Raw genomic sequence first — 19,979 nt, forward strand, 5'->3', positions numbered from 1 at the left:
AACTGCTAATGATTTATGCGGTAGAGTTGATTTTGTTTGATGTAATCGTATACCTTGGGTGGGAGAAAGGCGCGTACTTCTTTACCCTCTGCGATGGCACGCCGGATAAAGGTAGAAGAGATTTCCACCTCGGGAGCATTGACGAGTTGCACCGATTTGCCAAGTTTTTTAGGGATACGGATATTTTCACCCGGCCGGGGGTAGATAAGTATCTGATAATTTTCTATAATCTGTTCGTAATCTTTCCATTTATCGAACAGTGACCAGTTGTCTCCACCGATAATCAGTGAGAAGCGTCTATCGGGATGTTCCTGTGCGAGTGCGTTCAGCGTGTCTATTGTGTAGGATGGGCGCGGCATATGAAACTCCACGTCCGAGACTTTGATATTGTCATAATCCTCCAATGCCAGTCGTGTCATCTCCAGGCGAATATTATCGGGTAACAGGCTTTCTTTCACTTTCAACGGATTGTGGGGTGTGACCACAAACCAGACCTCTTCCACATGGGTGAAGGCACTGATGTAACCAGCCAGCATGAGATGCCCCATGTGGATGGGATTGAATGATCCTGAGAATATGCCGGTCTCAATTTTTTTTTCCATTATTCTTATATTCGAATAAAAAAACCGATGCATCTTTCAATACACCGATCTTTATGCCATTTTACGGGTTTTATCAGGCCCGCTTGAAGAGAGAAATGATCCAGAGCAACAAGATTGCCCCTACCAGTGCCGTAACAAGGCTTCCGATAACTCCTCCGGCAGTAATACCCAACAGGCCGAAGACCCATCCACCGATTACTCCACCTGCAATACCAACCAAAAGGTTAACCAGGAAGCCAAAGCCACCGCCTCTCATTAATTTACCTGCGAGCCATCCTGCTACCGCTCCAATAATGATCCACCAAATCCATCCCATAATTACATAGTTTTAATGTGAATACTTTTTTTGATTATATTGGTGAGAAATCAACCTTCTCACTTCAATAAACGCAATGTGGACAGAAATTGTTTAAAAAAATCAAAACGGTTTATTCAACTCATCCGGTTCTTGTAATCCTCATAGCCAAAACGGCGATAGAGTATAAACTGGTTATCGGCGCTCCAGAGACCAATTGAAGGGTGTGTTACACCGTTAAAAAGGGTGGTTTTCACCGTAGTGTAATGAATCATGTCCTCAAATAGGAGTCGATCGCCCACCTGCAGCGGTTCATCGAACGACCATTCGCCCATAAAGTCGCCGCTCAGACAGCTGTTTCCTCCCATCCGGTAGGTAGGCTTTCCATCTACCGGGTCGTGATAAGCTCCCCGGATACGGGGCTTGTAGGGCATTTCCAGACAGTCGGGCATGTGACAGGCAAAAGAGACATTCAACATGGCTGTGTTCACGCCCTGGTTCTCTACAATATCGGCCACAGTCGCGACCAAGACCCCTGTTTCCCACACGAATGCACTTCCGGGTTCAAGAATAATTTCAAGATGCGGATAACGCGACTTCAGGGCAGTCAGCACCTCAATAAGATGTTCCACATTGTAGTCTTTATGCGTCATCAGATGTCCCCCTCCCAGGTTAAGCCATTGAATCCGGCCAAAAAGCCGGCCGAACTTTTGTTCCACCACTGCCAATGTTTTCTCCAGATCGAAAGAATTATTTTCGCAGAGGTTGTGCAGGTGCAACCCTGTGATTCCTTCGGGAAGCTTATCCCCTATCCTGTCGGCCGTGACGCCAAGGCGCGAGCCGGGGGCACTTGGATTATACAGGTCGGTCTCCACCACCGAATACTCGGGATTGATTCTCAGTCCGCAGGTGATATTCTTCCCCGACGCCTTTACCATGGGATAGAAGCGCCCGAACTGCGACAGTGAGTTAAAGGTGATATGGCTGCTGTACTTCAGAAAAAGCGGGAATTCCTCCTCCGTATAAGCAGGTGCGTAAGTATGTGCCGGACTGCCCATCTCCTCGAAGGCCAGTTGCGCCTCCGAGACAGAACTGGCGGTGGAATGCCGGATATACTCGCGGATGATGGGAAAAGAACGCCACAGGGCAAAGGCCTTGAAGGCAAGGATGATGTTTACGCCGGCACGTTCCTGTACCGATCTTATCAGCTCCAGGTTTCTCCGGAGCAGCGTTTCCTCCATCACATAGCATGGGGAGGGTATTTTTGTCAAGTCAATCATTTTAGACATTCAGTTATAGGCGATAAGCCGTCAGCTTTTTTAAAGTTGAATATTGTAAGGGCAATGTTCAGGAATGATTGGCAGATTGATCGATTTACTGATTAATCATTGAATCATTATATGATCACATCATTTTATATTTTTCAATATGAACTTTTTCCCAGTGCAAATCATCCAGGCTGGCGGGGGTTCTCACTTTCTCTTTTCTGCCGAAGGCAATCACGCAAAGCACTTCCAGCGGCATGGGAATATCCAGCAGGTTGTTAATATATTCGCCCGCCAAGATTGTGTCGGTGTAAAACCTGTTGCGTACCTGTACCCAGCAACTGCCTATGCCAAGTTCTTCGGCCTGCAGCTGCATGAGGATGGCAGCAATGGAGGCGTCTTCAATCCAGGCATCGCTCTCGAGGGGGTTACCCACAACGACCACAGCCAGGGAGGCGTCGGCAATAAAAGTGGCACTATGTGGTTTGCATTGTGATAATCGGGCAAGCATCTCCTTTTGTTCCACCGCGATAAATTCCCACGAACGGCGGTTCTTGGAGGTGGGTGAAAGCAACGCGGCCTCAAGTATCAAACGGGTTTCGTCGGCTGTAAGCTGCTCCTTACTGAATTTTCTGATGCTGCGACGTTGCAGTAACAGTGGTTGAAAATTGTTCATCGTCACTTTTTGAAATAAGATACAATAATACAAAAAAAAAGGGAGAATTTCCGATCGACTGGAAAGAGAAAGCAAAATCGGGAAAAGTGTGACAGGAGAAATAAGGTGAGAGAAGAAATTAGTTTAATTAGAATAATTCCAAATAATTGCCATCTTTTTTCTATTTTTGCATAAAAATAGTGTTTTTCCGATATGTATCACGCATCGAGAATAAAAGTAAAATCACAAATGAAGATGGCCGATCTGATCGATGCCAACCCGAACCTTCTGTTGATGCTACAACATTTTAACATTGATTTCCGGGTGAGTGATCAGACTGTTTTACAGCTCTGCACCGGACATGGTATCAGTGAAAATCTGTTTATCAGCATCGCAAATCTTTATAATGGGCTGGAAGCGAATGTGCGCATTCCATTTACCCGTGAAGACATGATGCATGTCATCGATTTTCTGAAACATAGTCATCATTATTACCGATCCGACAAATACCCGCAGATCAGTTCCTATATCCGGCAACTGCAGGAGAATCATTCCGCAAAAGAGCTGAAGTTGCTGGAAAAGTTTTTCAATGAATATTTTACAGAGGTGATCGAGCATCTCGATTATGAGGACAATGTTGCTTTTCCCTACTTCATAGCGCTGCTTAAAAATGAAGGCAATACGGATCGTCAGGAGCTTTACTCCTCCATTGAGTATGGTGAGCATCATACCGATATTGAGTTGAAGCTGAAGGATCTGAAACACCTGTTGCTGAAATATGTAAAAATTGAAAACGACCTGGATCTGCGCCGAAAGTTGTTTTTCGCACTTTATGAGCTTGAGTTTGATCTGTATATTCACTCATTGATTGAGGAAACCATCCTGATCCCGGCGGGTGTGAACATTGAGAGGGAGCAACATGCCTAAACCTTCGTTACATATCGCCATTCTGGAACCCTCACGGATCATCTGCGAAGGGCTGCAGACCATTCTTTATCAGTCGGACCTGGACTGCAGGATTCACCGTATAGAGACACTGGAGGAACTCACTGAACTTCTTGAGACTGTCACCGTAAACATTCTCATTACCAATCCGCTTCAGTTTGTGAACCGGGAGAAGGAAGTACGTAAGATCCGTAGACAGTATCCTTCAATATCAATTGCCGGCATAGACTACGGCATCATCCAAAAGCAATCGATGCTGACCGACCTCTCATTCACGCTGTATGATTCTTCCGAACATATCATCCACTTGCTCTCGAAACTCGACAAACAGAACCGGTCTTATACAATGCAGAAAAATGAGGACGACAACCTCACCAAAAGGGAGATCGAGGTCCTCACAGGACTTGTGAATGGATTGATGAACAAGGAGATTGCCGATTCGCTCAATATCAGCATCCATACCGTGGTGCGGCACCGGAAGAATATCACAATGAAAACCGGTATCCGCAGCCAGTCGGGCCTCACCATCTATGCCATTTCAAAAAAGATTGTGGCTATAGAGGACATTGAGATTTAAAATTGCCAGTTCAGTGCCACCGCCACATTTCGCGGATCGGTGGGATTGAGATACCCTCCCCTGTAGTAGGCAGTATATCCCACCGAGTTAAAGATATTATTCAGAAGCAGTCGCAGCTGACAGCGGTCTATCCTGTATCCCGCCTGTAGATTCACGGTGGTGTAAGGGTCGGCCAGGAATGGTTTTGTGTTGGGCTGCACGTTATGGCCCGGCAATACCTGGTAGGTATATTCGGCGAAAGGCCGTTTTCCCGTGAAGTAGATGCCCGCTCCCAAGGAGAGATTTCTCAGAAAACCATCAAAAAAAGTATAGTTGAGCCATCCGTTCGCAGTATGTGCTGCAGCGTTCATGGGAGCCGACCCTTCGTGGTAGTGGGGACTGTCGTGATACCCCGCATCGAGATAAGCATATCCCGCCACGGCATCTAAATTTTTCAGCACCCTACCTGTCAGCTCCAGCTCCAGACCCTGCCGTTTCAGGTTTCCGGCTTTGATGTAATACCCGGTGTTGTTTCCTGCCTCATTGAGCACAGCATAGGTGAGGTTGTTGTTCAAGATATGAAACCAGGTGGCATTGAAACGCAGTCTGTTGTCGAACCATTCTCCTTTGAAACCTCCCTCAAATTGTTTTTCACGTGAGGCACCTACCGTCGTAACCTTGTCTTCCAGCAGGTTTGAAGCACCGCGCAGCGAGGTTGTGGTCGTGTAGGAGGCAAAGAAATTGATATTCTTGTATGGGGTAATGATCACGCCAAAGAGCGGATCCCACACGCTACCACCGCTCGTAGATACTGCCTGCCCGGTGATGCCACTCATCTGGCTGTAACGAAGACCGAGAGAAAGTTTCAGATAACGGTTGAAGGTCATCACCTCCTGTAGCAACATACCATAGGCATATTCACGTGAACGTACAGGATCTTCATTCTTGAGGGTTACCTTCGGCGCCACGTTGGAGATGGGTTGCAACACATCCACCGTATCTACCAACACCGTGTTGGTATTGACGGTGGTAAGGTCGGTCCAGCGGTAATCAAATCCCAGGTTGAAGGTATGCTTCACCCTACCGGTATATAAATCTTTCCCGATCAGATCGAGCTGAAACACTCCATTTCTATCGTCTCTCTCACTCCCGCTGTAGGTACGGGATCGTAAATTGTAATGGCCTGTTTTCGTCACATTCTTCAGGGGCGAGGCAAGAGATGCCGTCTTGGTCAGGTTCATATCGGAGCCGGCGTAGGCGGTGCGAAGACTGAGGAAATCATTCAGTGTGCGATATATCTGTACCAGGTAGGTAAGCGTGTTGGTGGTCTGACGATCGGTAGAGAATCCGAGGAAGCGGTCGTGAGGCATCTCAAACACGTTGAATATACTATCGGCACTCAGGTTCACCGTACCCTGATCAGGAGTGCGGGAGTCGTGCAGGTAATCCATCTCGAGCGTGATGTTGGTCCGGTCATCAGGACGCCATGCGAAAGAAGGATTCAGATAGACCCGGTCTTTCGAGACATGAGCCCGATAGTTGTCGGCCCGTTCCCATGCTCCGTTGATGCGGAAAGCAGTGCGTTGCAACTTATCGGTCACGAACTGCACATCAAAGATGGGACGCAGCTGTCCCCAGCTTCCGACGCGGAACCCTACGTTGCCGCTGTTGATGAATCGTGGGGTCTTGGTGGCGATGTTGACCACTCCGCCTGCCGAGCCGAGATCATTTCCCAGCCCCTGCGCTATGGCAGCCGAGCCACGCAGGATCTGGATGGTCTCCACCCCCTGCAGGTCGGTCAGAAAACCGTTGCCCCGGAAATCGGAATGCACCCTTACCCCGTTTTTTACTACAGGTATTCCACGGTATCCGCGTGAAGTCAGACTCTCCGTAGTGTTGCCGAAGGTGGCAAAAGTACCCACACCGGGAGCATTCCTGACGGCATCGTTCAAAGTAAGCATGCCCTGGTCGGTAATCATCTTCTGCGAAATCACCGAGATACTCTGCACCTGTTCATCGATGCGAAGCGGTATACGGGTGAGTGCATCCATCTTCTCGGGTCGTTCACGTCTCCGTCCGAACACTTCCACTTCAAGCAGTACCCTTTCATCCTTTTGCAGGTGAAAAGTATCTTCCCTTACCGTACCCTTTTGAAAGTCGATCTCTTTCGTGACAGGCTTATACCCTACATAGCTGACCACCACGGCATGTGTTCCCTGTGGCACACTGGCAATACGAAATGTGCCCGAAGCATCGGTATCATCTCCGATGCCCAGTTCCTCGAGATAGACTGTGGCGCCAATCAGCTCCCGGTCTTCCTCTCCCACTACTGTTCCCCTGAATATGTTGTTTTGTTGTGAAAACATTTCACCAAAGCCTGCAAGCAGGCTCATCAATAAGATAACCAGTTTTTTATTCATCTTTTTTACAATTTATACATAGGCAACACCCATCATTTTGATGTTACTTGCTCGTTTTGTTTTATTGAGTTTACCGGGTTACAAAGAAAAGTGAAAAGAAAGGTGGGCACAATACCATAAAATCACCATTTCAAATGCGGCGAATACCCACTATAAGCAATTGAAGCGTCCTATCAACGTTATTACTTTTGCTCCGTAAAATCATTTAAAATTTCAGACTAATAATGAAAAAAATGTATCTATGGTTTTTGGCTTCCCTGCTTGCAATCAACGTCAGCGGGCAGGCGAACAAAACAGACAATGCGTTCTTTGGCGATGTAAAAGAGAAGGCACCGGAGGAGAATCACTTCAACCTGGAGCAGGTGGTCGTTACCGGAACACGCACCCAGCATTATGTAAAGAGCGTGCCCATACGCACGGAGGTGGTAACGTCCAAAGCATTACAAAATAAAAATGCATGGAACGTGTTCGAGGCCCTGGAGGGTGTGCCCGGTGTCAGGGTGGAAAATCAATGCCAGTCGTGCAATTTCACCATGGTGCGGATGCAGGGACTGGGATCGGAACATACCCAGGTGCTTATCAACGGTCAGCCCATCTACTCGGGACTGGCCAGCGTGTATGGACTGGAGCAGATCGGCACAGGTGATGTAGATCGCATCGAGGTGATCAAAGGGGCAGGCTCGGCACTGTATGGCAGCAGCGCCATAGCCGGAGCGATCAATATCATTACGAAAAAGCCCTCGCCTGTTCCATCTGTGTCGGCCGACCTCCAGTTTGGGAATCACAACTCCAACATCTACAACCTGAATGCCTCCATGCGAAACGAAGAAGGGAATATCGGACTGAGCCTCTACGCCCAGAAGATAGACCATGGCGTGATTGATGAAACAGGGGAGGGAGGAACCTGGCAAGAAGTGAAAATAAAGGACGGCATCTCCGACAGGGTAGCGTCAAGACTGCATAACATCGGCGCCAGCCTGCATATCGACCATCCTTTTTTTGATGATGACAAGCTGGTGATCCGGGGAAAAGCCATTAATGAAAAGCGCGAAGGAGGCGTAATTACCGATGACCAGTACAAGAATCCGTTCACAGAAGGTACCGAAAACATATGGACCGACCGGTACGAAGGAGAAATAAACTACCAAAAGAGATTTGGTCAGGAGACCCTCCTCAATTTCAGCAATACATATATCAATCACAACCGGGATGCCACAAACGACTCTTATTTATTAGATTACAGGGATACCCACGAAGGGGTCAAACCCGACGTGCTTGACATGAGACCCTATCTGGCAGAAGAGAACTCGCTGATCTCGACACTCACACTGGGAATGCAGACAGGCAGTCACAGCCTTCTCTTCGGGCTACAGTATGGAAATCGTCGGACCTGAAGGCGGAAACCTCCCGCAGTGCCAACCTGTCGGCCGATTATTACGGCCATCATGTTCAGCTGAGCGCCAACCTGTTTTACACCTATCTGAAAGATAAAATTGATTTCACCGGTGCTGATGTGGATGTAAAAAACCTGGGATACACTTATCAGTGGCGTAATATTGACGATGCCGTGGTAAGGGGGATTGAGATGACGCTGCTTCTAAATCCGATGAGAAATCTAAATATTGGAACCGACTTCAGCATCAACAGCGGCAGCTACAAAAACACAAGAGAAGATTGGAGAGGCACCTCCTATGAGGGTATCAGCGACAAGATATCACGGTTTCCCTCAACTTCGGGCAGCGTGAAAATAGAGTATGCGTCCCACAACTGGAGCCTGACAATCTATGGATTTTACCAGGGCAAGAGCTACATCGACTACATCAGCGAGATGGAAAGCAATTCCAAAATCAGGGAGAGCGATCCTTACATGACCTTTAACGCAAGCATATCTCGAACCTTCGGAAAGGCACGGCTCTATGTGGGAGGTAAAAATATTTTCAGTTATGTTCAGGTTGAAAGGCATCTGGATGATGCTGCTTTTCTCTATGCACCCGTTTACGGGGCACTTTACTATACCGGCCTCTCTCTGTTGATCAATTGACGCTACCATCTGTTCTGCCCGTGGGCTAAACATGTGTGACTCCATTTTTAAAACCCCTAGTACCCATTGCGGTGTAGGTTTTTTTCTTTTTCCTGTTTTTGTTAAACAATTCAACGGGATCATACGTTTCAGTTTCTTCAACGCTATCTTATACATTTTTTTATTTACAAAAAAAAATCATAGATTTACAATTCTAAATGATATACTGACACGTCATGTCATCATTAAAGCATGAAAAAAAATTATTAATCATATGAAACGAGCATGAATTACGAAGTAATCGACTTTGTCAAAATCATTATCACACAAGATCATGACTAAAGCAAGTTCCATATGACACCTTTGAACTTTTTCGATAAGTGAATACATAAGCAAAACTTGTTTTGACTATGGTGAGCGCAGAAAAAGTCTAATGAAATAGAAAATAAATAGTTTAGTCATATGAAAATACATGAATATCAGGCAAAAGAAATCTTCGCTTCCTATGGACTCCCGGTGGATAAAAGTATCATATGCCGTTCGGTAGAAGATGCAATAAAAGCATACAGCCAGCTGGATTCACAGAAGGTGATAGTAAAGGCGCAGGTACACACGGGTGGCAGAGGCAAGGCCGGCGGTGTAAAACTGGCTGACGGTGAGGTGGAATTAAGAAAGCATGCCGCAGCCATCCTGGGCATGAACATCAAGGGATTCACCGTGGATCGCATCCTCGTGGGACAGGCCGTAAACATCGAAAAAGAGTATTATGTGAGCTATGTCATTGACAGGAATAGCAAGTCGACCATCCTGATGCTGAGCCGGGAAGGCGGCATGGACATTGAGGAGGTGGCACGGACCGCGCCGCAGAAGATTCACAAGTTTGTGATCGATCCCGCTGTGGGTGTCCCTGACTATCTGGCACGCGAAGCTGCTTTCAAGCTGTTCGACGACATTGAACAAGTGCGTCAGGCCGCACCCATCTTCCGGAAGCTCTATCGGTTATTTGTTGAAAACGATGCATCGCTTGCCGAGATCAATCCGCTGGTGCTGACGAAAGAGGGCTCCATCATGGCCATTGATGCCAAGATGACGTTCGATGATAATGCGCTGTTCCGTCACCCGAAGGTATCCGGACTCAAAGAGCTCACCGACGAGGAGAAGAAGGAACAAAATGCCAGGGACAAAGGATTCAGCTATGTACATCTGGGCGGAGACATCGGTTGCATGGTTAATGGCGCCGGCCTGGCCATGGCCACCATGGACATGATCAAGCTCTATGGTGGCGACCCGGCCAACTTTCTCGACATCGGCGGAAGCTCCAACCCCACCAAGGTGATTGAGGCAATGAAGCTGCTGCTGAACGATAAGGATGTGAAGGTGGTGCTCATCAACATCTTCGGCGGCATCACCCGCTGCGACGATGTGGCAAATGGCCTGTTGGAGGCATTCCGGCAGATCAGGACCGATGTTCCCATTGTGATCCGACTGACCGGCACCAATGAGAAGGAGGGGCGAGCCATGTTGCAGGGTTCTCATTTTCATGTAGCCGAAACGATGGGCGATGCTACGCGCATGGCTGTGGAACTGACAAAACAATATCAAGACTGAAAAACAATCAAAATATGAGTATACTTATAAACAAAGATACCCGACTTCTTGTGCAGGGTATAACCGGACGTGATGGCGGGTTTCATGCATCGAAAATGAAAGCATACGGAACCCGGGTAGTAGCTGGCACATCACCCGGAAAAGCAGGTGAGATTGTACAGGATATTCCTGTCTTTAACACGGTACGGGATGCGGTGAGGGAAACTGGTGCCAATACTTCGGTCATCTTCGTGCCTGCTCCCTTCGCAAAAGATGCAATGATGGAAGCAGCCGATGCAGGCATCGGACTGATAGTCTGCATCACGGAGGGTATTCCCACCCTCGATGTGGTGGAAGCCTACCGTTTCATCAAAAGCAAAGGTGCCAACCTCATTGGCCCCAACTGTCCCGGACTCATTTCACCGGGCAAGAGTCTGGTAGGGATCATGCCTTCCATGATCTTCCGGGAGGGCAGCACCGGTGTAATCAGCCGCAGTGGCACACTTACCTATGAGGTGGTATATAATCTCACCGAACAGGGTATGGGACAGTCCACGGCAGTGGGTGTAGGAGGTGATCCTGTGGTGGGACTATATTACAGGGAGTTGCTGGAGATGTTTGAGAATGATCCCGATACCGGTTCAATTGCACTTATTGGCGAAATAGGCGGAGATGCCGAAGAGCGGGCCGCTGAATATATCAGGGATCACGTCACAAAGCCTGTCGCCGTGTTTATTGCCGGACAACAGGCTCCCCCGGGGAAACAGATGGGTCATGCCGGTGCCATCATCTCCAGCGGATCGGGCACCGCCGCCGAAAAGATTGCCGCCTTCGAAGCGGTAGGCGTTCCGGTGGCAAAAGAACCCGGAGAAATTCCCTCCCTCCTGAAAGGAAGAAGATAAACAGGATTATATAGGGCGAAAGAGCGTACGATCAGTCTACGAAGGCATGCCGGAATCCCTGTACCCTGTTCCAGTTCCCCCGTGTGAAATCGGGCACTTCCACGGCGGCGTTATTTTGCTCAATGGAGATACGGCTTAGTTCTGCGAGTGAACACCACTCTGCCAGGTCGTATACGTCCATGTCAAGAGGAAGGCCGTTTCTCAGGCAGTAGATCAATCGATAGTCCATGATGAAGTCCATCCCGCCATGGCCGCCCACCTCTTTTGCCTTTTCTTCCAGTTCGCGGTGGATGCGGTGTTTGTATTTTGTCATCAACGCTTCCTTTACCTCATCCGAGACATAGCCGTGCGCGTTGAGTTTCTCATGATCGGGTGTCACATCTTCGCCAAGCATCTCTCCTTCGAGTGCGTATCCTTCTTTTGGATATTTGTTGGCAAATCCTTTGGTGCCACTCACCTGGTACATGCGGCTGTAAGGACGGGGTGAAGACACGTCGTGCTGAATCTGGATAGTCTTTCCGTTCTCGGTACGGATCATGGTCATGGTATGTTGTCCGTTTGCAAACTGGTAGGCACTATCGCGCTGCATTCCCCTTTCCTCAATCAGGTACTCCGGAATATTCACCGGTCTGGTGTCCATGGCTACCAGCGTGTTCATCTTATCACCCCGGTGCAGGTCCATGAGTTGTGCAGCCGGGCCCATACCGTGTGTAGCATATACGTCGCCCCGGAACTCCTTGTTGTATTGCAGTCGCCAGTCCCCTTCGTAAGATCCCCAGTAGTCTTTCAGATTGTGGATGTATGCACCTTCGGCGTGGAGCACCTCCCCAAAAAGCCCCTGCTGTGCCATGTTCAGGGTGGTCAGTTCAAAGTAGTCATATACACAGTTCTCCAGTTGCATGGCATGTTTTTGCGTTCTCTCGGCCGTGTTGATGACATCCCATATTTCATTAAGTGTCATGGCGGAGGGAACCTCACACGCCACATGTTTACCCTGTTCCATGGCATAGATCATCATTTCGGCGTGATGCTTCCAGTCGGTAGCAATATAGACCAGGTCAATATCGTCACGCCTGCAGAGTTCTTTCCAAGCGTCTTCATTTCCGCTGTATGCCGCGGCACGCGGAAGGCCTGCCTTCTCTAGAATGGTCTGTGCCTTTTCTACCCTGTCGGCATGCAGGTCGCAAAGTGCAACAATCCTAGTACCGGGAATGAACGTAAAACGTCTTACTGCGCCAGGGCCGCGCATGCCCAGTCCGATAAAACCTACCCGTACCGTATCCATTCCGGGTGTCACTAAGCCGAGTACATCTTTTTGGCCGGCGGGGCGCTCGGGCACTTCCGTCCTGATCACATACCGGGAGGGATCGTCACCATTGGTTTGCCTTCCGTTTGTCGTACATGATACAAATAAAGCCAGTAAAAAAGAAAGCGATAAAAAATTGAACTTATTCATATGATTAAAACTATTTATTTTCTATTTCATTAGACTTTTTCTGCGCTCACCATAGTCAAAACAAGTTTTGCTTATGTATTCACTTATCGAAAAAGTTCAAAGGTATCATATGGAACTCACTTTTAATCATGTTCTTGTGTGAGAATAATTTTGACAAAGTCGATTACTTCGTAATTCATGCTCGTTTCATGCTAATAATTTTATTAATCATGGGTCTGCCTGATATGTTTAATCTTCTAATGGTCCTCCTTTTTTAAACACCGGTAATTTACTACCGGTGATTGTCATAGAAGCACCATTTTCACCTGCTGTTCCTACCTGCACCGATGAGCAGTTTGTGAATATTTCCCGATTTAGATCACAAATATATCCAATTTTATTATACAGAGGCGTATAATATCTGTTTTACATTGTAAGAAGCAGTTACTTCCCCGGAGCATTCAGTATTTTATTTCCCTGGTTTTTTGCTTTGGCAACAGAACCGGGATCGGCCGCATTGATCCCGTACTTGGTAGGATCAGGCACTGTCAGTTCTGTTCCGGCGGGAACACGGTTGGGATTGTTGATTTGAGATTTATTCTCAAGGTATATGTAGACCCAGAACTCGCGGTCCCCGAACAGATCCTGCGCCAGGAGACGCAAGGTTTTGCCGTCGGCAAGACGTATTTTCTTCACTTCTGGAAGAGACAACTTATTTTTCACTTCCCGATGAAGTGTATTGGCCCCCGTTGAGTCAGTTAAGGTGCCGGAGGATACGTCGTGATTTTCCGTGGCTTCACTTCTCAGAATTTCAGACCGGGACATGCTCAGCACTCCAGCTTCCGGCAACTGTTGGAACACTACTGTCGATTCATTTTTTCGGGGTTGCCACATCCGGAAAAAAAAAAGAGCAGCCAATGCAAGTGCCACACCCCCCGCGATGGGAATCCACAAAGGTGGGTAAGGCTTGTGGTCACGGACAATTTTCATTTTCGTGTCAATCTCGCCGGTTATCTTTTCAGTTTTCTTTCCGGCTTCTGTTATATCCTTTTTCGCTTCGCCAGTTTCTTCCGTTACTTTCTCTACTTCAGTTGTTTCTTTTTTGATCTCTTCCGCTGCTATTGCTGTTTCTTTTTCCGCTTCAGCCACCTCTCTTCCAATCTCTTCCGCTACTACCTCCGCTTCTTTTTCCGCTTCGTCAGTTTCTTCCGTTGTTTTTTCAACTTCCTCTTCATCCTCCTCATCTCCTCCGGCAATCACTTCAGGGACACCGGGCAACGCTACTCCCTCATAGAGCGGGGTAGGTTCAAAAAAGGAGAAAGCACTGTTTACCGATTCATTCAGGGAGTCTTCGGGCATAAAAAACAGATCGGCAGAAGATTCAAACAGTACTTCCACCGCCGGGGGCATGAGGTATCGGTCATTGGTTTGCCTGTCTGTCAGGATATATTCAGGTTGTTTCGGGGTTGAGAATTTCCCGAAATCATCGAGATCTACCGGATTATTTGCTGCCAGCTCTGTTTTCAACACGGCAATAATTGCATCCAGCGCATCTGATACTGCCATATCCGACCATCCAAGCTGCCCGGCAAGTCTTTGAACAAGATCTTCGTGTGTCATATGATAAAAAGTTTTTCTCAATACACGCTTCCCGTCAGATCGAAGGGAAGGGCAGAGAGAATGGTTACATCGTAAAAATCGCCTACTGTCAGTGGTTTCTCCTTGGTGATAAGCACCTCCCCGTCTACTTCGGGAGAATCAAACTCTGTACGTCCAACATAAAAATCAGCATCATCCCTGTCGACGATCACCTTCATTGTTTTTCCCACTTTTTCCTCGTTCACCCTTAGCGCAATCTCCTCCTGCGTCTCCATAAGCAGGTTCATTCTTTCCTGCTTCACTGCGGCAGGGACGTCATCTGTATAATGTTTGTCGTTATATGTATCCTCCTCGTGTGAGTACGGGAAAGCGCCAAGACGCTCGAAACGTGTTTCCTTTACAAATGCGAGCAGCTCCTCAAAGTCGGCTTCCGTCTCTCCGGGGTGACCCACCATCATGGTGGTACGCAAGTGGATGCCCGGCACTTCTTCCCGGAACTGTTGAATAAGGTCGGTGGTCTGTCGTTTACTGATATTCCGACGCATGGTTTTCAGCATGTTGTCGCTGATATGTTGCAGGGCAATGTCGAGGTAGTTGCATACGTTTTCTCTTTCACGCATCACCCGCAGCAGGTCGGCTGGAAAGTGTGCCGGATAGGCATAGTGCAATCTGATCCACTCCACGCCGGGTATGTCTGACACCTGTTCCACCAGTTGGGGCAATTTCATCGACTTGTAGAGATCAATTCCATAATAGGTAAGATCCTGGGCAATAAACTGGAACTCCTTTACTCCCCGGCTTACCAGTTGCCGCACTTCATGGGTAATGTCTTCTATAGAGCGAGACTTGTATTTCCCTGTAATCAACGGTATAGAGCAGTAGGAACAGGTTCTGTCACATCCTTCCGAGATTTTCAGATATGCGTAATGGGGAGGCGTGGAGAGGGAACGGTCATATTCCAGCTCCTTGTAGTATGATTTTCCCAGGTCGGCAATCAGATTTTTCCAGTCGAACTTCCCATAGAACATGTCCACTTCGGGAATCTCTTCTGTAAGTTCCTTGCGATACCGTTCTGAAAGGCAGCCCATCACGATGAGTTTTTTGAGCTTATTCCGTTTTTTAGCTTCGGCAAAGGAGAGGATCATGTTGATGGATTCCTCCTTGGCGTCACCAATAAATCCGCAGGTATTGATCACGGCAATGTCGCCCCGGGCTTCCTCGGGATCGTGCGAAACAGTATAGCCGTTTGCTACCAGTTGACGCATGAGTAACTCCGAGTCGACCAGGTTCTTTGAGCAACCCAGGGTCACGACATCTATTTTGTTTTTAATCATATGTACTAACCTATCTTGGAGTAAATCCCGATTTTTTGAAAAAAGGCGGCACAAAGAGTTGCCGGAGGTGGAAACGGTTCCCCGTTTACTCTCCGAACAGGGAATCCACGAACTCTTTTCTTCGGAATACCTGCAAATCATTGATTCCCTCACCCAGACCGATATATTTTACGGGAATCCTGAACTGATCAGAGATGCCAATTACTACGCCCCCCTTGGCGGTACCATCGAGTTTGGTGATGGCCAGCGCAGTCACTTCCGTAGCTGCGGTGAACTGCCGGGCCTGCTCAAAGGCATTCTGTCCGGTGGAGCCATCGAGTACGAGGAGCACTTCGTGGGGCGCATCGGGCACTATTTTCCCCATTACATTCTTGATTTTAGTGAGCTCATTCATCAGATTAATTTTGTTATGCAGACGTCCGGCGGTGTCGATGATTACCACATCGGCGTTGTGCGCCTTGGCTGAGTTCACGGCATCGAATGCCACAGAGGCAGGATCGGCACCCATACTCTGCTTTACCACAGGCACTTCTACCCTTCGGCCCCAAATATCGAGTTGTTCCACCGCTGCCGCACGGAATGTGTCGGCTGCGCCCAGGTACACGGAAAGGCCCCTCTGTTTAAACTGATGCGCCAGCTTGCCGATAGTAGTGGTCTTTCCCACGCCATTAACACCCACGACCATGATCACATAAGGCTTTTTATCTCCGGGTACAGTAAAGTCTGCCAGGTCGTCACTGTTGTTTTCGGTGAGAAGCCTGACGATCTCGTCACGCAGGATGGCTGTCAGTTCATCGGTACCCACGTATTTATCGCGTGCCACACGCTCCTCAATGCGATCGATGACCTTCAGAGTGGTCTCCACGCCCACATCGGAAGTGACCAGTACCTCTTCCAGCTGGTCGAGCACATCGTCGTCGACTTTTGATTTTCCGGCTACGGCGCGGGTGATCTTTGAAAAAAAGTTTTCTTTTGTTTTTTCAAGCCCCTTGTCGAGTGTTTCGTTTTTTCCTTTCGAGAATCTGTCAAAAAAGCCCATAAAGCACTAAATATTTAAACGATGAATGCCAAATCTACAAAATTGTCAATAAAAAACTTCCCTGCGTGATGGCACAGGGAAGTTTTTATATATTTTTAACGTGCTTCTTGCCGACTGCTCCGGACAAGTTCTTTATCCCGGGCAGATATTGGAAACACAGCGGGTAATGTTTATTTCGAAAAATAATCCTTTACCTGATCGTTCAGTATCATCTCTTCTTTGAAGCTGTACGCACCCGTCTTGGGTGATTTCACCATTTTAATTACTTTGGTGTGACTGCGCCCGGTGGTTGTATTTTTATCGCGGAAACCCGCAACTGCTTTTTTTGCCATAGTTTATCCTGTTTTTACTTTATTTCTTTGTGAACAGTCATTTTCTTGAGCACCGGATTGTATTTCTTCAATTCCAGGCGCTCGGTCGTATTTTTTCTATTTTTGGTGGTAATATACCGGGATGTACCGGGCATACCGCTCTGCTTGTGCTCAGTACATTCCAGAATCACCTGCACCCTGTTCCCTTTTGCTTTTTTTGCCATTGCTGCTTTCTCCTTCTCGTTATGCGTTTAAAAATCCCTTCGCAGCAGCTTGTTTCAAGGCTGCATCCAAACCGATTTTATTGATGGTGCGCAAACCGGATGCCGAAATGCTCAGGCTGATCCAGCAATCTTCTTCCACCCAATAAAATTTTTTTGTGAACAAATTTACGTTGAATTTGCGTTTCGTCTTCTTGTTAGAGTGAGAAACGTTGTTGCCAACCATTGCTCTTTTTCCTGTTATTTGACAAATCTTAGACATTGCTGTATATTGTGTATTTATTGTTTACTTTCAGTTCGGAACGCAATCTTCCCGACAAATCAGGGCGCAAAATTAAGCATATATTTTTAATTTACCAAAGCTTCGGGCAAATTAATTTTGATATAATTTTGACAGAATCAGCCGTTTCTGTCATCAAACGGCGGGATACTTTTTAACGCAATGCTTCCAAAAGATCGGCATAAAGCTTGTTGAGCACACGAAGTGTTTCTTTTCGCAGATTGTTTTTCAGTTCATTCTCAACGCCCTTGAGTGTCAAGGCCTGATCGGTAATGGTCTCCTCGGCTGTATATATTTTAGGGAAAAATGACCCTGCTTCCCTGCGTGCATTCTGATATGTAATATCACGCAACACAAGGACACATCCGGCGTTGGTGACAGTCGCATCAAACCGGTAACTCATGATCATGCTCTCCTGCGCTCCCGATTTGTTTGCCGGCAGATTAAGCTCAGCCTTCGAGCTTACCGTGACAGTCTGGGATTTGTCATCATAACGAATACCCGACAAAAGAGGACTCCCCGCAAAGGTCTTTCTGGTCCAGTCCTGCAATTTCGTGTAGCGTGGATTTGCATTTCCCACCGGCTCGGCAGGGATGAACTGTTCAAACACCACTTTTCCGTTTACAACCGGCACGTTAGTGAAGCCAGCATCAATCTGCCCTTCTATGTGGAACAGACTTGCGACCAGAATGATGAATGTAAGTATATATTTTTTCATATTCCTTTTCTTTTCTATCTCTTTTATTTTTCGGACCCTTTCCTATAAGACGGACTCAAGTACATTTTGTTACATCATGTCGAACACTTCGTTATCGAAAAACAGACCGGCAACTGTTCCTAAGACTGCAAACGTACAAAAAAGATTAATCCGCCGTGTCGTTTTTACAAAAAACAGTCTTTTAAATTTTATTTATCATTTAAAAACCATTACTTTTGCATCTCAAAAAATAACGTCACATTTTTCAACAATCATGTCTGCAAAAAAAACGAACGAATCGAAGGCTGAGAAAAATTTCGAAAATATCGGTGAAGCTTTAACCACATCGGAACAGTTTTTGGAGAAGAACCAGAAAGTCATTCTAACCGGGCTGCTCATCGTCATTGTTTTGGTAGGTGCATTTCTGGCATACCATTATTTATATAAGGTGCCCCGTAACGAGAAAGCACAGACAGCCATCTTCAAGGGTGAGCGTTATTTCCAGGAGGGGCAGGATTCCCTGGCACTTTTTGGTAACGGCAACGATTACGTTGGTTTTGAATCGATAATCAGTCAGTACAAGGGTACCCGCACGGCCGACCTGGCACACGCCTATGCAGGCATATCGTACAATCGCCTTGGCAACAACGAAAAGGCGCTCGAGCACCTGAAAAAATTCAAGGGGGGCGATTTACTCATCACTCCGGCCATCACTGGCGCCATAGGCGATGTGCACATGAATATGGGCAACGCTGCTGAAGCCATTTCTTTTTTCCTGACGGCAGCCAAAGAAGCCGGCGACCAGATGCTGACGCCAATATATCTGAAAAAAGCGGGAGAAGCCTATCTGAGTCTCCCTGATTATGACAAAGCAATAGAGACCTTCACCCGTATCAAGGAACAGTACATAAACACCCCCGAAGCACAGGAAGCCGACAAATACATCAAACAGGCAGAACTGCTAAAAGAATCGAAATAAAAATGGCAACCGAACTGAATAATCTTTCGTCATACGATCCGAAACAGGTTCCCTCGGGAAACGGAAAAAGAATTGGCATCGTGGTGTCGGAATGGAACTCGTCCGTGACGGGAAGCCTCTTGCGCGGAGCGACTGACACACTGCTTAAGTTCGGAGTATCAACCGACGACATTCTGATAGAACATGTTCCCGGAAGTTTTGAACTGACTTACGGTGCAAAGGTGTTGACAGAAAAAGGCAATGTAGACTGTGTGATCATTCTGGGATGTGTAATACAGGGAGAGACTCCCCATTTCACCTTTGTCTGCAACGGCGTAACGGAGGGAACTACCCAACTGAATCTTACTCAAAATGTTCCCGTGATCTTCGGATTACTCACCACCAACACACTTGACCAGGCAAAGGCCAGAGCGGGTGGTAGACACGGAAACAAAGGGGATGAAGCGGCAATCACTGCATTAAAAATGATCGCCCTCAGGGAAAAATACCAATAATTTATTGTATCTTTGTACAAGAATAGGATGCGCTTCGGCGCTGTTCAGGCGAGTTTGACACAGACTCCGGCTTTCACCAGGTCTTGTATGTACAAAAGGGCAGTTACCAGAGTGGCCAAATGGGGCTGACTGTAACTCAGCTGGCTTACGCCTTCGGTGGTTCGAATCCATCACTGCCCACGGTTACGATTCGATGATTTGAACATTTGCTGATTCGATGATTTCTCATTAGCCAATAGCCACATCATCAAATCAATTTTGCGGAAGTAGCTCAGTTGATAGAGCATTAGCCTTCCAAGCTGAGGGTCGCGGGTTTGAGTCCCGTCTTCCGCTCTCAAGGGGA

General features: G+C 47.4%; 21 protein-coding genes and 2 tRNA genes. 10 read left to right on the plus strand and 13 right to left on the minus strand.

The features are described 5' to 3' along the window. Positions 1 to 5: 5 nt before the first annotated feature. From nadD to AC1HCU_RS09580, 4 genes are all read right to left on the minus strand, one after another. Positions 6 to 602, minus strand: a complete 597-nt coding sequence (nadD, locus tag AC1HCU_RS09565) for a nicotinate (nicotinamide) nucleotide adenylyltransferase (RefSeq protein WP_480365461.1) — start codon at positions 600 to 602, stop codon at positions 6 to 8. Positions 603 to 675: 73 nt separating this feature from the next. Next, the gene (locus tag AC1HCU_RS09570; protein ID WP_480365463.1) at positions 676 to 918 is read right to left on the minus strand and encodes a GlsB/YeaQ/YmgE family stress response membrane protein; all 243 of its coding nucleotides are present in this window, start codon (positions 916 to 918) and stop codon (positions 676 to 678) included. A gap of 116 nt (positions 919 to 1,034) precedes the next feature. Beyond that, complete coding sequence (gene nspC / locus AC1HCU_RS09575; RefSeq protein ID WP_480365465.1) at positions 1,035 to 2,177, minus strand: carboxynorspermidine decarboxylase; 1,143 nt, start codon at positions 2,175 to 2,177, stop codon at positions 1,035 to 1,037. A 124-nt stretch (positions 2,178 to 2,301) separates the two neighbouring features. Next, positions 2,302 to 2,838 (minus strand): nitroreductase family protein, encoded by a 537-nt coding sequence (locus tag AC1HCU_RS09580; protein ID WP_480365467.1) that lies wholly within the window; start codon positions 2,836 to 2,838, stop codon positions 2,302 to 2,304. A 228-nt stretch (positions 2,839 to 3,066) separates the two neighbouring features. Here AC1HCU_RS09580 and AC1HCU_RS09585 point away from each other — a divergent pair, with 228 nt between their 5' ends. Further along, positions 3,067 to 3,744 (plus strand): hypothetical protein, encoded by a 678-nt coding sequence (locus tag AC1HCU_RS09585; protein WP_480365468.1) that lies wholly within the window; start codon positions 3,067 to 3,069, stop codon positions 3,742 to 3,744. Next, positions 3,737 to 4,339: a helix-turn-helix transcriptional regulator gene (locus AC1HCU_RS09590; protein ID WP_480365470.1), complete on the plus strand. Its 603-nt coding sequence runs from the start codon at positions 3,737 to 3,739 to the stop codon at positions 4,337 to 4,339. The genes AC1HCU_RS09585 and AC1HCU_RS09590 overlap by 8 nt, the downstream gene beginning before the upstream one ends. Here AC1HCU_RS09590 and AC1HCU_RS09595 read toward each other — a convergent pair. Then, the gene (locus tag AC1HCU_RS09595; RefSeq protein ID WP_480365472.1) at positions 4,336 to 6,738 is read right to left on the minus strand and encodes a TonB-dependent siderophore receptor; all 2,403 of its coding nucleotides are present in this window, start codon (positions 6,736 to 6,738) and stop codon (positions 4,336 to 4,338) included. The genes AC1HCU_RS09590 and AC1HCU_RS09595 overlap by 4 nt on opposite strands. Positions 6,739 to 6,962: 224 nt before the next feature. Between AC1HCU_RS09595 and AC1HCU_RS09600 the strand changes: the two genes are divergently transcribed. The 4 genes from AC1HCU_RS09600 to sucD all read left to right on the plus strand — a co-directional run bounded on the left by AC1HCU_RS09600 (position 6,963) and on the right by sucD (position 11,247). Next, positions 6,963 to 8,132 (plus strand): TonB-dependent receptor plug domain-containing protein, encoded by a 1,170-nt coding sequence (locus AC1HCU_RS09600; protein ID WP_480365474.1) that lies wholly within the window; start codon positions 6,963 to 6,965, stop codon positions 8,130 to 8,132. A gap of 26 nt (positions 8,133 to 8,158) precedes the next feature. Further along, positions 8,159 to 8,779, plus strand: a complete 621-nt coding sequence (locus tag AC1HCU_RS09605; protein WP_480371144.1) for a TonB-dependent receptor domain-containing protein — start codon at positions 8,159 to 8,161, stop codon at positions 8,777 to 8,779. Positions 8,780 to 9,220: 441 nt separating this feature from the next. After that, a complete protein-coding gene (gene sucC / locus AC1HCU_RS09610) occupies positions 9,221 to 10,366 on the plus strand; it encodes an ADP-forming succinate--CoA ligase subunit beta (protein WP_480365476.1) in 1,146 nt (381 codons plus the stop codon). A 14-nt stretch (positions 10,367 to 10,380) separates the two neighbouring features. Then, the gene (sucD, locus tag AC1HCU_RS09615) at positions 10,381 to 11,247 is read left to right on the plus strand and encodes a succinate--CoA ligase subunit alpha (RefSeq protein ID WP_480365478.1); all 867 of its coding nucleotides are present in this window, start codon (positions 10,381 to 10,383) and stop codon (positions 11,245 to 11,247) included. A gap of 31 nt (positions 11,248 to 11,278) precedes the next feature. On the opposite strand, the gene AC1HCU_RS09620 is transcribed toward sucD, so the two are convergent. From AC1HCU_RS09620 to AC1HCU_RS09655, 8 genes are all read right to left on the minus strand, one after another. Beyond that, on the minus strand, positions 11,279 to 12,703 hold the full coding sequence (locus AC1HCU_RS09620; protein WP_480365480.1) for a Gfo/Idh/MocA family protein: 1,425 nt from the start codon (positions 12,701 to 12,703) through the stop codon (positions 11,279 to 11,281). A gap of 423 nt (positions 12,704 to 13,126) precedes the next feature. After that, positions 13,127 to 14,302, minus strand: a complete 1,176-nt coding sequence (locus tag AC1HCU_RS09625; protein ID WP_480365482.1) for an HU family DNA-binding protein — start codon at positions 14,300 to 14,302, stop codon at positions 13,127 to 13,129. Positions 14,303 to 14,319: 17 nt separating this feature from the next. Then, complete coding sequence (gene rimO / locus AC1HCU_RS09630) at positions 14,320 to 15,615, minus strand: 30S ribosomal protein S12 methylthiotransferase RimO (protein WP_480365484.1); 1,296 nt, start codon at positions 15,613 to 15,615, stop codon at positions 14,320 to 14,322. A gap of 85 nt (positions 15,616 to 15,700) precedes the next feature. Then, a complete protein-coding gene (gene ftsY / locus AC1HCU_RS09635; RefSeq protein WP_480365486.1) occupies positions 15,701 to 16,654 on the minus strand; it encodes a signal recognition particle-docking protein FtsY in 954 nt (317 codons plus the stop codon). A gap of 170 nt (positions 16,655 to 16,824) precedes the next feature. After that, complete coding sequence (locus AC1HCU_RS09640) at positions 16,825 to 16,986, minus strand: DUF4295 domain-containing protein (RefSeq protein ID WP_019539519.1); 162 nt, start codon at positions 16,984 to 16,986, stop codon at positions 16,825 to 16,827. A gap of 14 nt (positions 16,987 to 17,000) precedes the next feature. Further along, complete coding sequence (gene rpmG, locus AC1HCU_RS09645) at positions 17,001 to 17,189, minus strand: 50S ribosomal protein L33 (RefSeq protein WP_480365488.1); 189 nt, start codon at positions 17,187 to 17,189, stop codon at positions 17,001 to 17,003. 19 nt (positions 17,190 to 17,208) lie between these two features. Further along, the gene (gene rpmB / locus AC1HCU_RS09650; protein WP_294072080.1) at positions 17,209 to 17,448 is read right to left on the minus strand and encodes a 50S ribosomal protein L28; all 240 of its coding nucleotides are present in this window, start codon (positions 17,446 to 17,448) and stop codon (positions 17,209 to 17,211) included. A gap of 172 nt (positions 17,449 to 17,620) precedes the next feature. Then, positions 17,621 to 18,184 carry a DUF4468 domain-containing protein gene (locus tag AC1HCU_RS09655; protein WP_480365491.1) on the minus strand — a complete coding sequence of 188 codons (564 nt, stop codon included), beginning with the start codon at positions 18,182 to 18,184 and terminating at the stop codon, positions 17,621 to 17,623. A gap of 253 nt (positions 18,185 to 18,437) precedes the next feature. Between AC1HCU_RS09655 and AC1HCU_RS09660 the strand changes: the two genes are divergently transcribed. The 4 genes from AC1HCU_RS09660 (at position 18,438) to AC1HCU_RS09675 (ending at position 19,969) form a co-directional block, all read left to right on the plus strand. Next, entirely contained in the window at positions 18,438 to 19,142 is a 705-nt protein-coding gene (locus AC1HCU_RS09660; protein WP_480365493.1) for a tetratricopeptide repeat protein, read from the plus strand. 2 nt (positions 19,143 to 19,144) lie between these two features. Beyond that, positions 19,145 to 19,636, plus strand: coding sequence for a 6,7-dimethyl-8-ribityllumazine synthase (ribH, locus tag AC1HCU_RS09665; protein ID WP_480365495.1), 492 nt, complete (start codon positions 19,145 to 19,147; stop codon positions 19,634 to 19,636). Between the two features lie 97 nt (positions 19,637 to 19,733). Beyond that, positions 19,734 to 19,816: transfer RNA gene (locus tag AC1HCU_RS09670), tRNA-Tyr, on the plus strand. 80 nt (positions 19,817 to 19,896) lie between these two features. Further along, positions 19,897 to 19,969 (plus strand) — tRNA-Gly (locus AC1HCU_RS09675). The last annotated feature ends 10 nt before the right edge of the window (positions 19,970 to 19,979 follow it).

The sequence above is a fragment of the Proteiniphilum sp. LBM24028 genome, assembly GCF_056629195.1.

Excerpts from the sequence above, each read along its gene's own strand:
- rpmB (WP_294072080.1), bottom strand. The coding sequence starts at position 17,448 with ATGTCTAAGATTTGTCAAATAACAGGAAAAAGAGCAATGGTTGGCAAC.
- sucD (WP_480365478.1), top strand. The coding sequence starts at position 10,381 with ATGAGTATACTTATAAACAAAGATACCCGACTTCTTGTGCAGGGTATA.
- rpmG (WP_480365488.1), bottom strand. The coding sequence starts at position 17,189 with ATGGCAAAAAAAGCAAAAGGGAACAGGGTGCAGGTGATTCTGGAATGT.
- ftsY (WP_480365486.1), bottom strand. The coding sequence starts at position 16,654 with ATGGGCTTTTTTGACAGATTCTCGAAAGGAAAAAACGAAACACTCGAC.
- AC1HCU_RS09590 (WP_480365470.1), top strand. The coding sequence starts at position 3,737 with ATGCCTAAACCTTCGTTACATATCGCCATTCTGGAACCCTCACGGATC.
- AC1HCU_RS09600 (WP_480365474.1), top strand. The coding sequence starts at position 6,963 with ATGAAAAAAATGTATCTATGGTTTTTGGCTTCCCTGCTTGCAATCAAC.
- AC1HCU_RS09585 (WP_480365468.1), top strand. The coding sequence starts at position 3,067 with ATGAAGATGGCCGATCTGATCGATGCCAACCCGAACCTTCTGTTGATG.
- AC1HCU_RS09580 (WP_480365467.1), bottom strand. The coding sequence starts at position 2,838 with ATGAACAATTTTCAACCACTGTTACTGCAACGTCGCAGCATCAGAAAA.
- AC1HCU_RS09655 (WP_480365491.1), bottom strand. The coding sequence starts at position 18,184 with ATGAAAAAATATATACTTACATTCATCATTCTGGTCGCAAGTCTGTTC.
- AC1HCU_RS09660 (WP_480365493.1), top strand. The coding sequence starts at position 18,438 with ATGTCTGCAAAAAAAACGAACGAATCGAAGGCTGAGAAAAATTTCGAA.
- AC1HCU_RS09595 (WP_480365472.1), bottom strand. The coding sequence starts at position 6,738 with ATGAATAAAAAACTGGTTATCTTATTGATGAGCCTGCTTGCAGGCTTT.
- nadD (WP_480365461.1), bottom strand. The coding sequence starts at position 602 with ATGGAAAAAAAAATTGAGACCGGCATATTCTCAGGATCATTCAATCCC.
- nspC (WP_480365465.1), bottom strand. The coding sequence starts at position 2,177 with ATGATTGACTTGACAAAAATACCCTCCCCATGCTATGTGATGGAGGAA.
- AC1HCU_RS09640 (WP_019539519.1), bottom strand. The coding sequence starts at position 16,986 with ATGGCAAAAAAAGCAGTTGCGGGTTTCCGCGATAAAAATACAACCACC.
- sucC (WP_480365476.1), top strand. The coding sequence starts at position 9,221 with ATGAAAATACATGAATATCAGGCAAAAGAAATCTTCGCTTCCTATGGA.
- AC1HCU_RS09620 (WP_480365480.1), bottom strand. The coding sequence starts at position 12,703 with ATGAATAAGTTCAATTTTTTATCGCTTTCTTTTTTACTGGCTTTATTT.
- AC1HCU_RS09625 (WP_480365482.1), bottom strand. The coding sequence starts at position 14,302 with ATGACACACGAAGATCTTGTTCAAAGACTTGCCGGGCAGCTTGGATGG.
- ribH (WP_480365495.1), top strand. The coding sequence starts at position 19,145 with ATGGCAACCGAACTGAATAATCTTTCGTCATACGATCCGAAACAGGTT.
- rimO (WP_480365484.1), bottom strand. The coding sequence starts at position 15,615 with ATGATTAAAAACAAAATAGATGTCGTGACCCTGGGTTGCTCAAAGAAC.
- AC1HCU_RS09570 (WP_480365463.1), bottom strand. The coding sequence starts at position 918 with ATGGGATGGATTTGGTGGATCATTATTGGAGCGGTAGCAGGATGGCTC.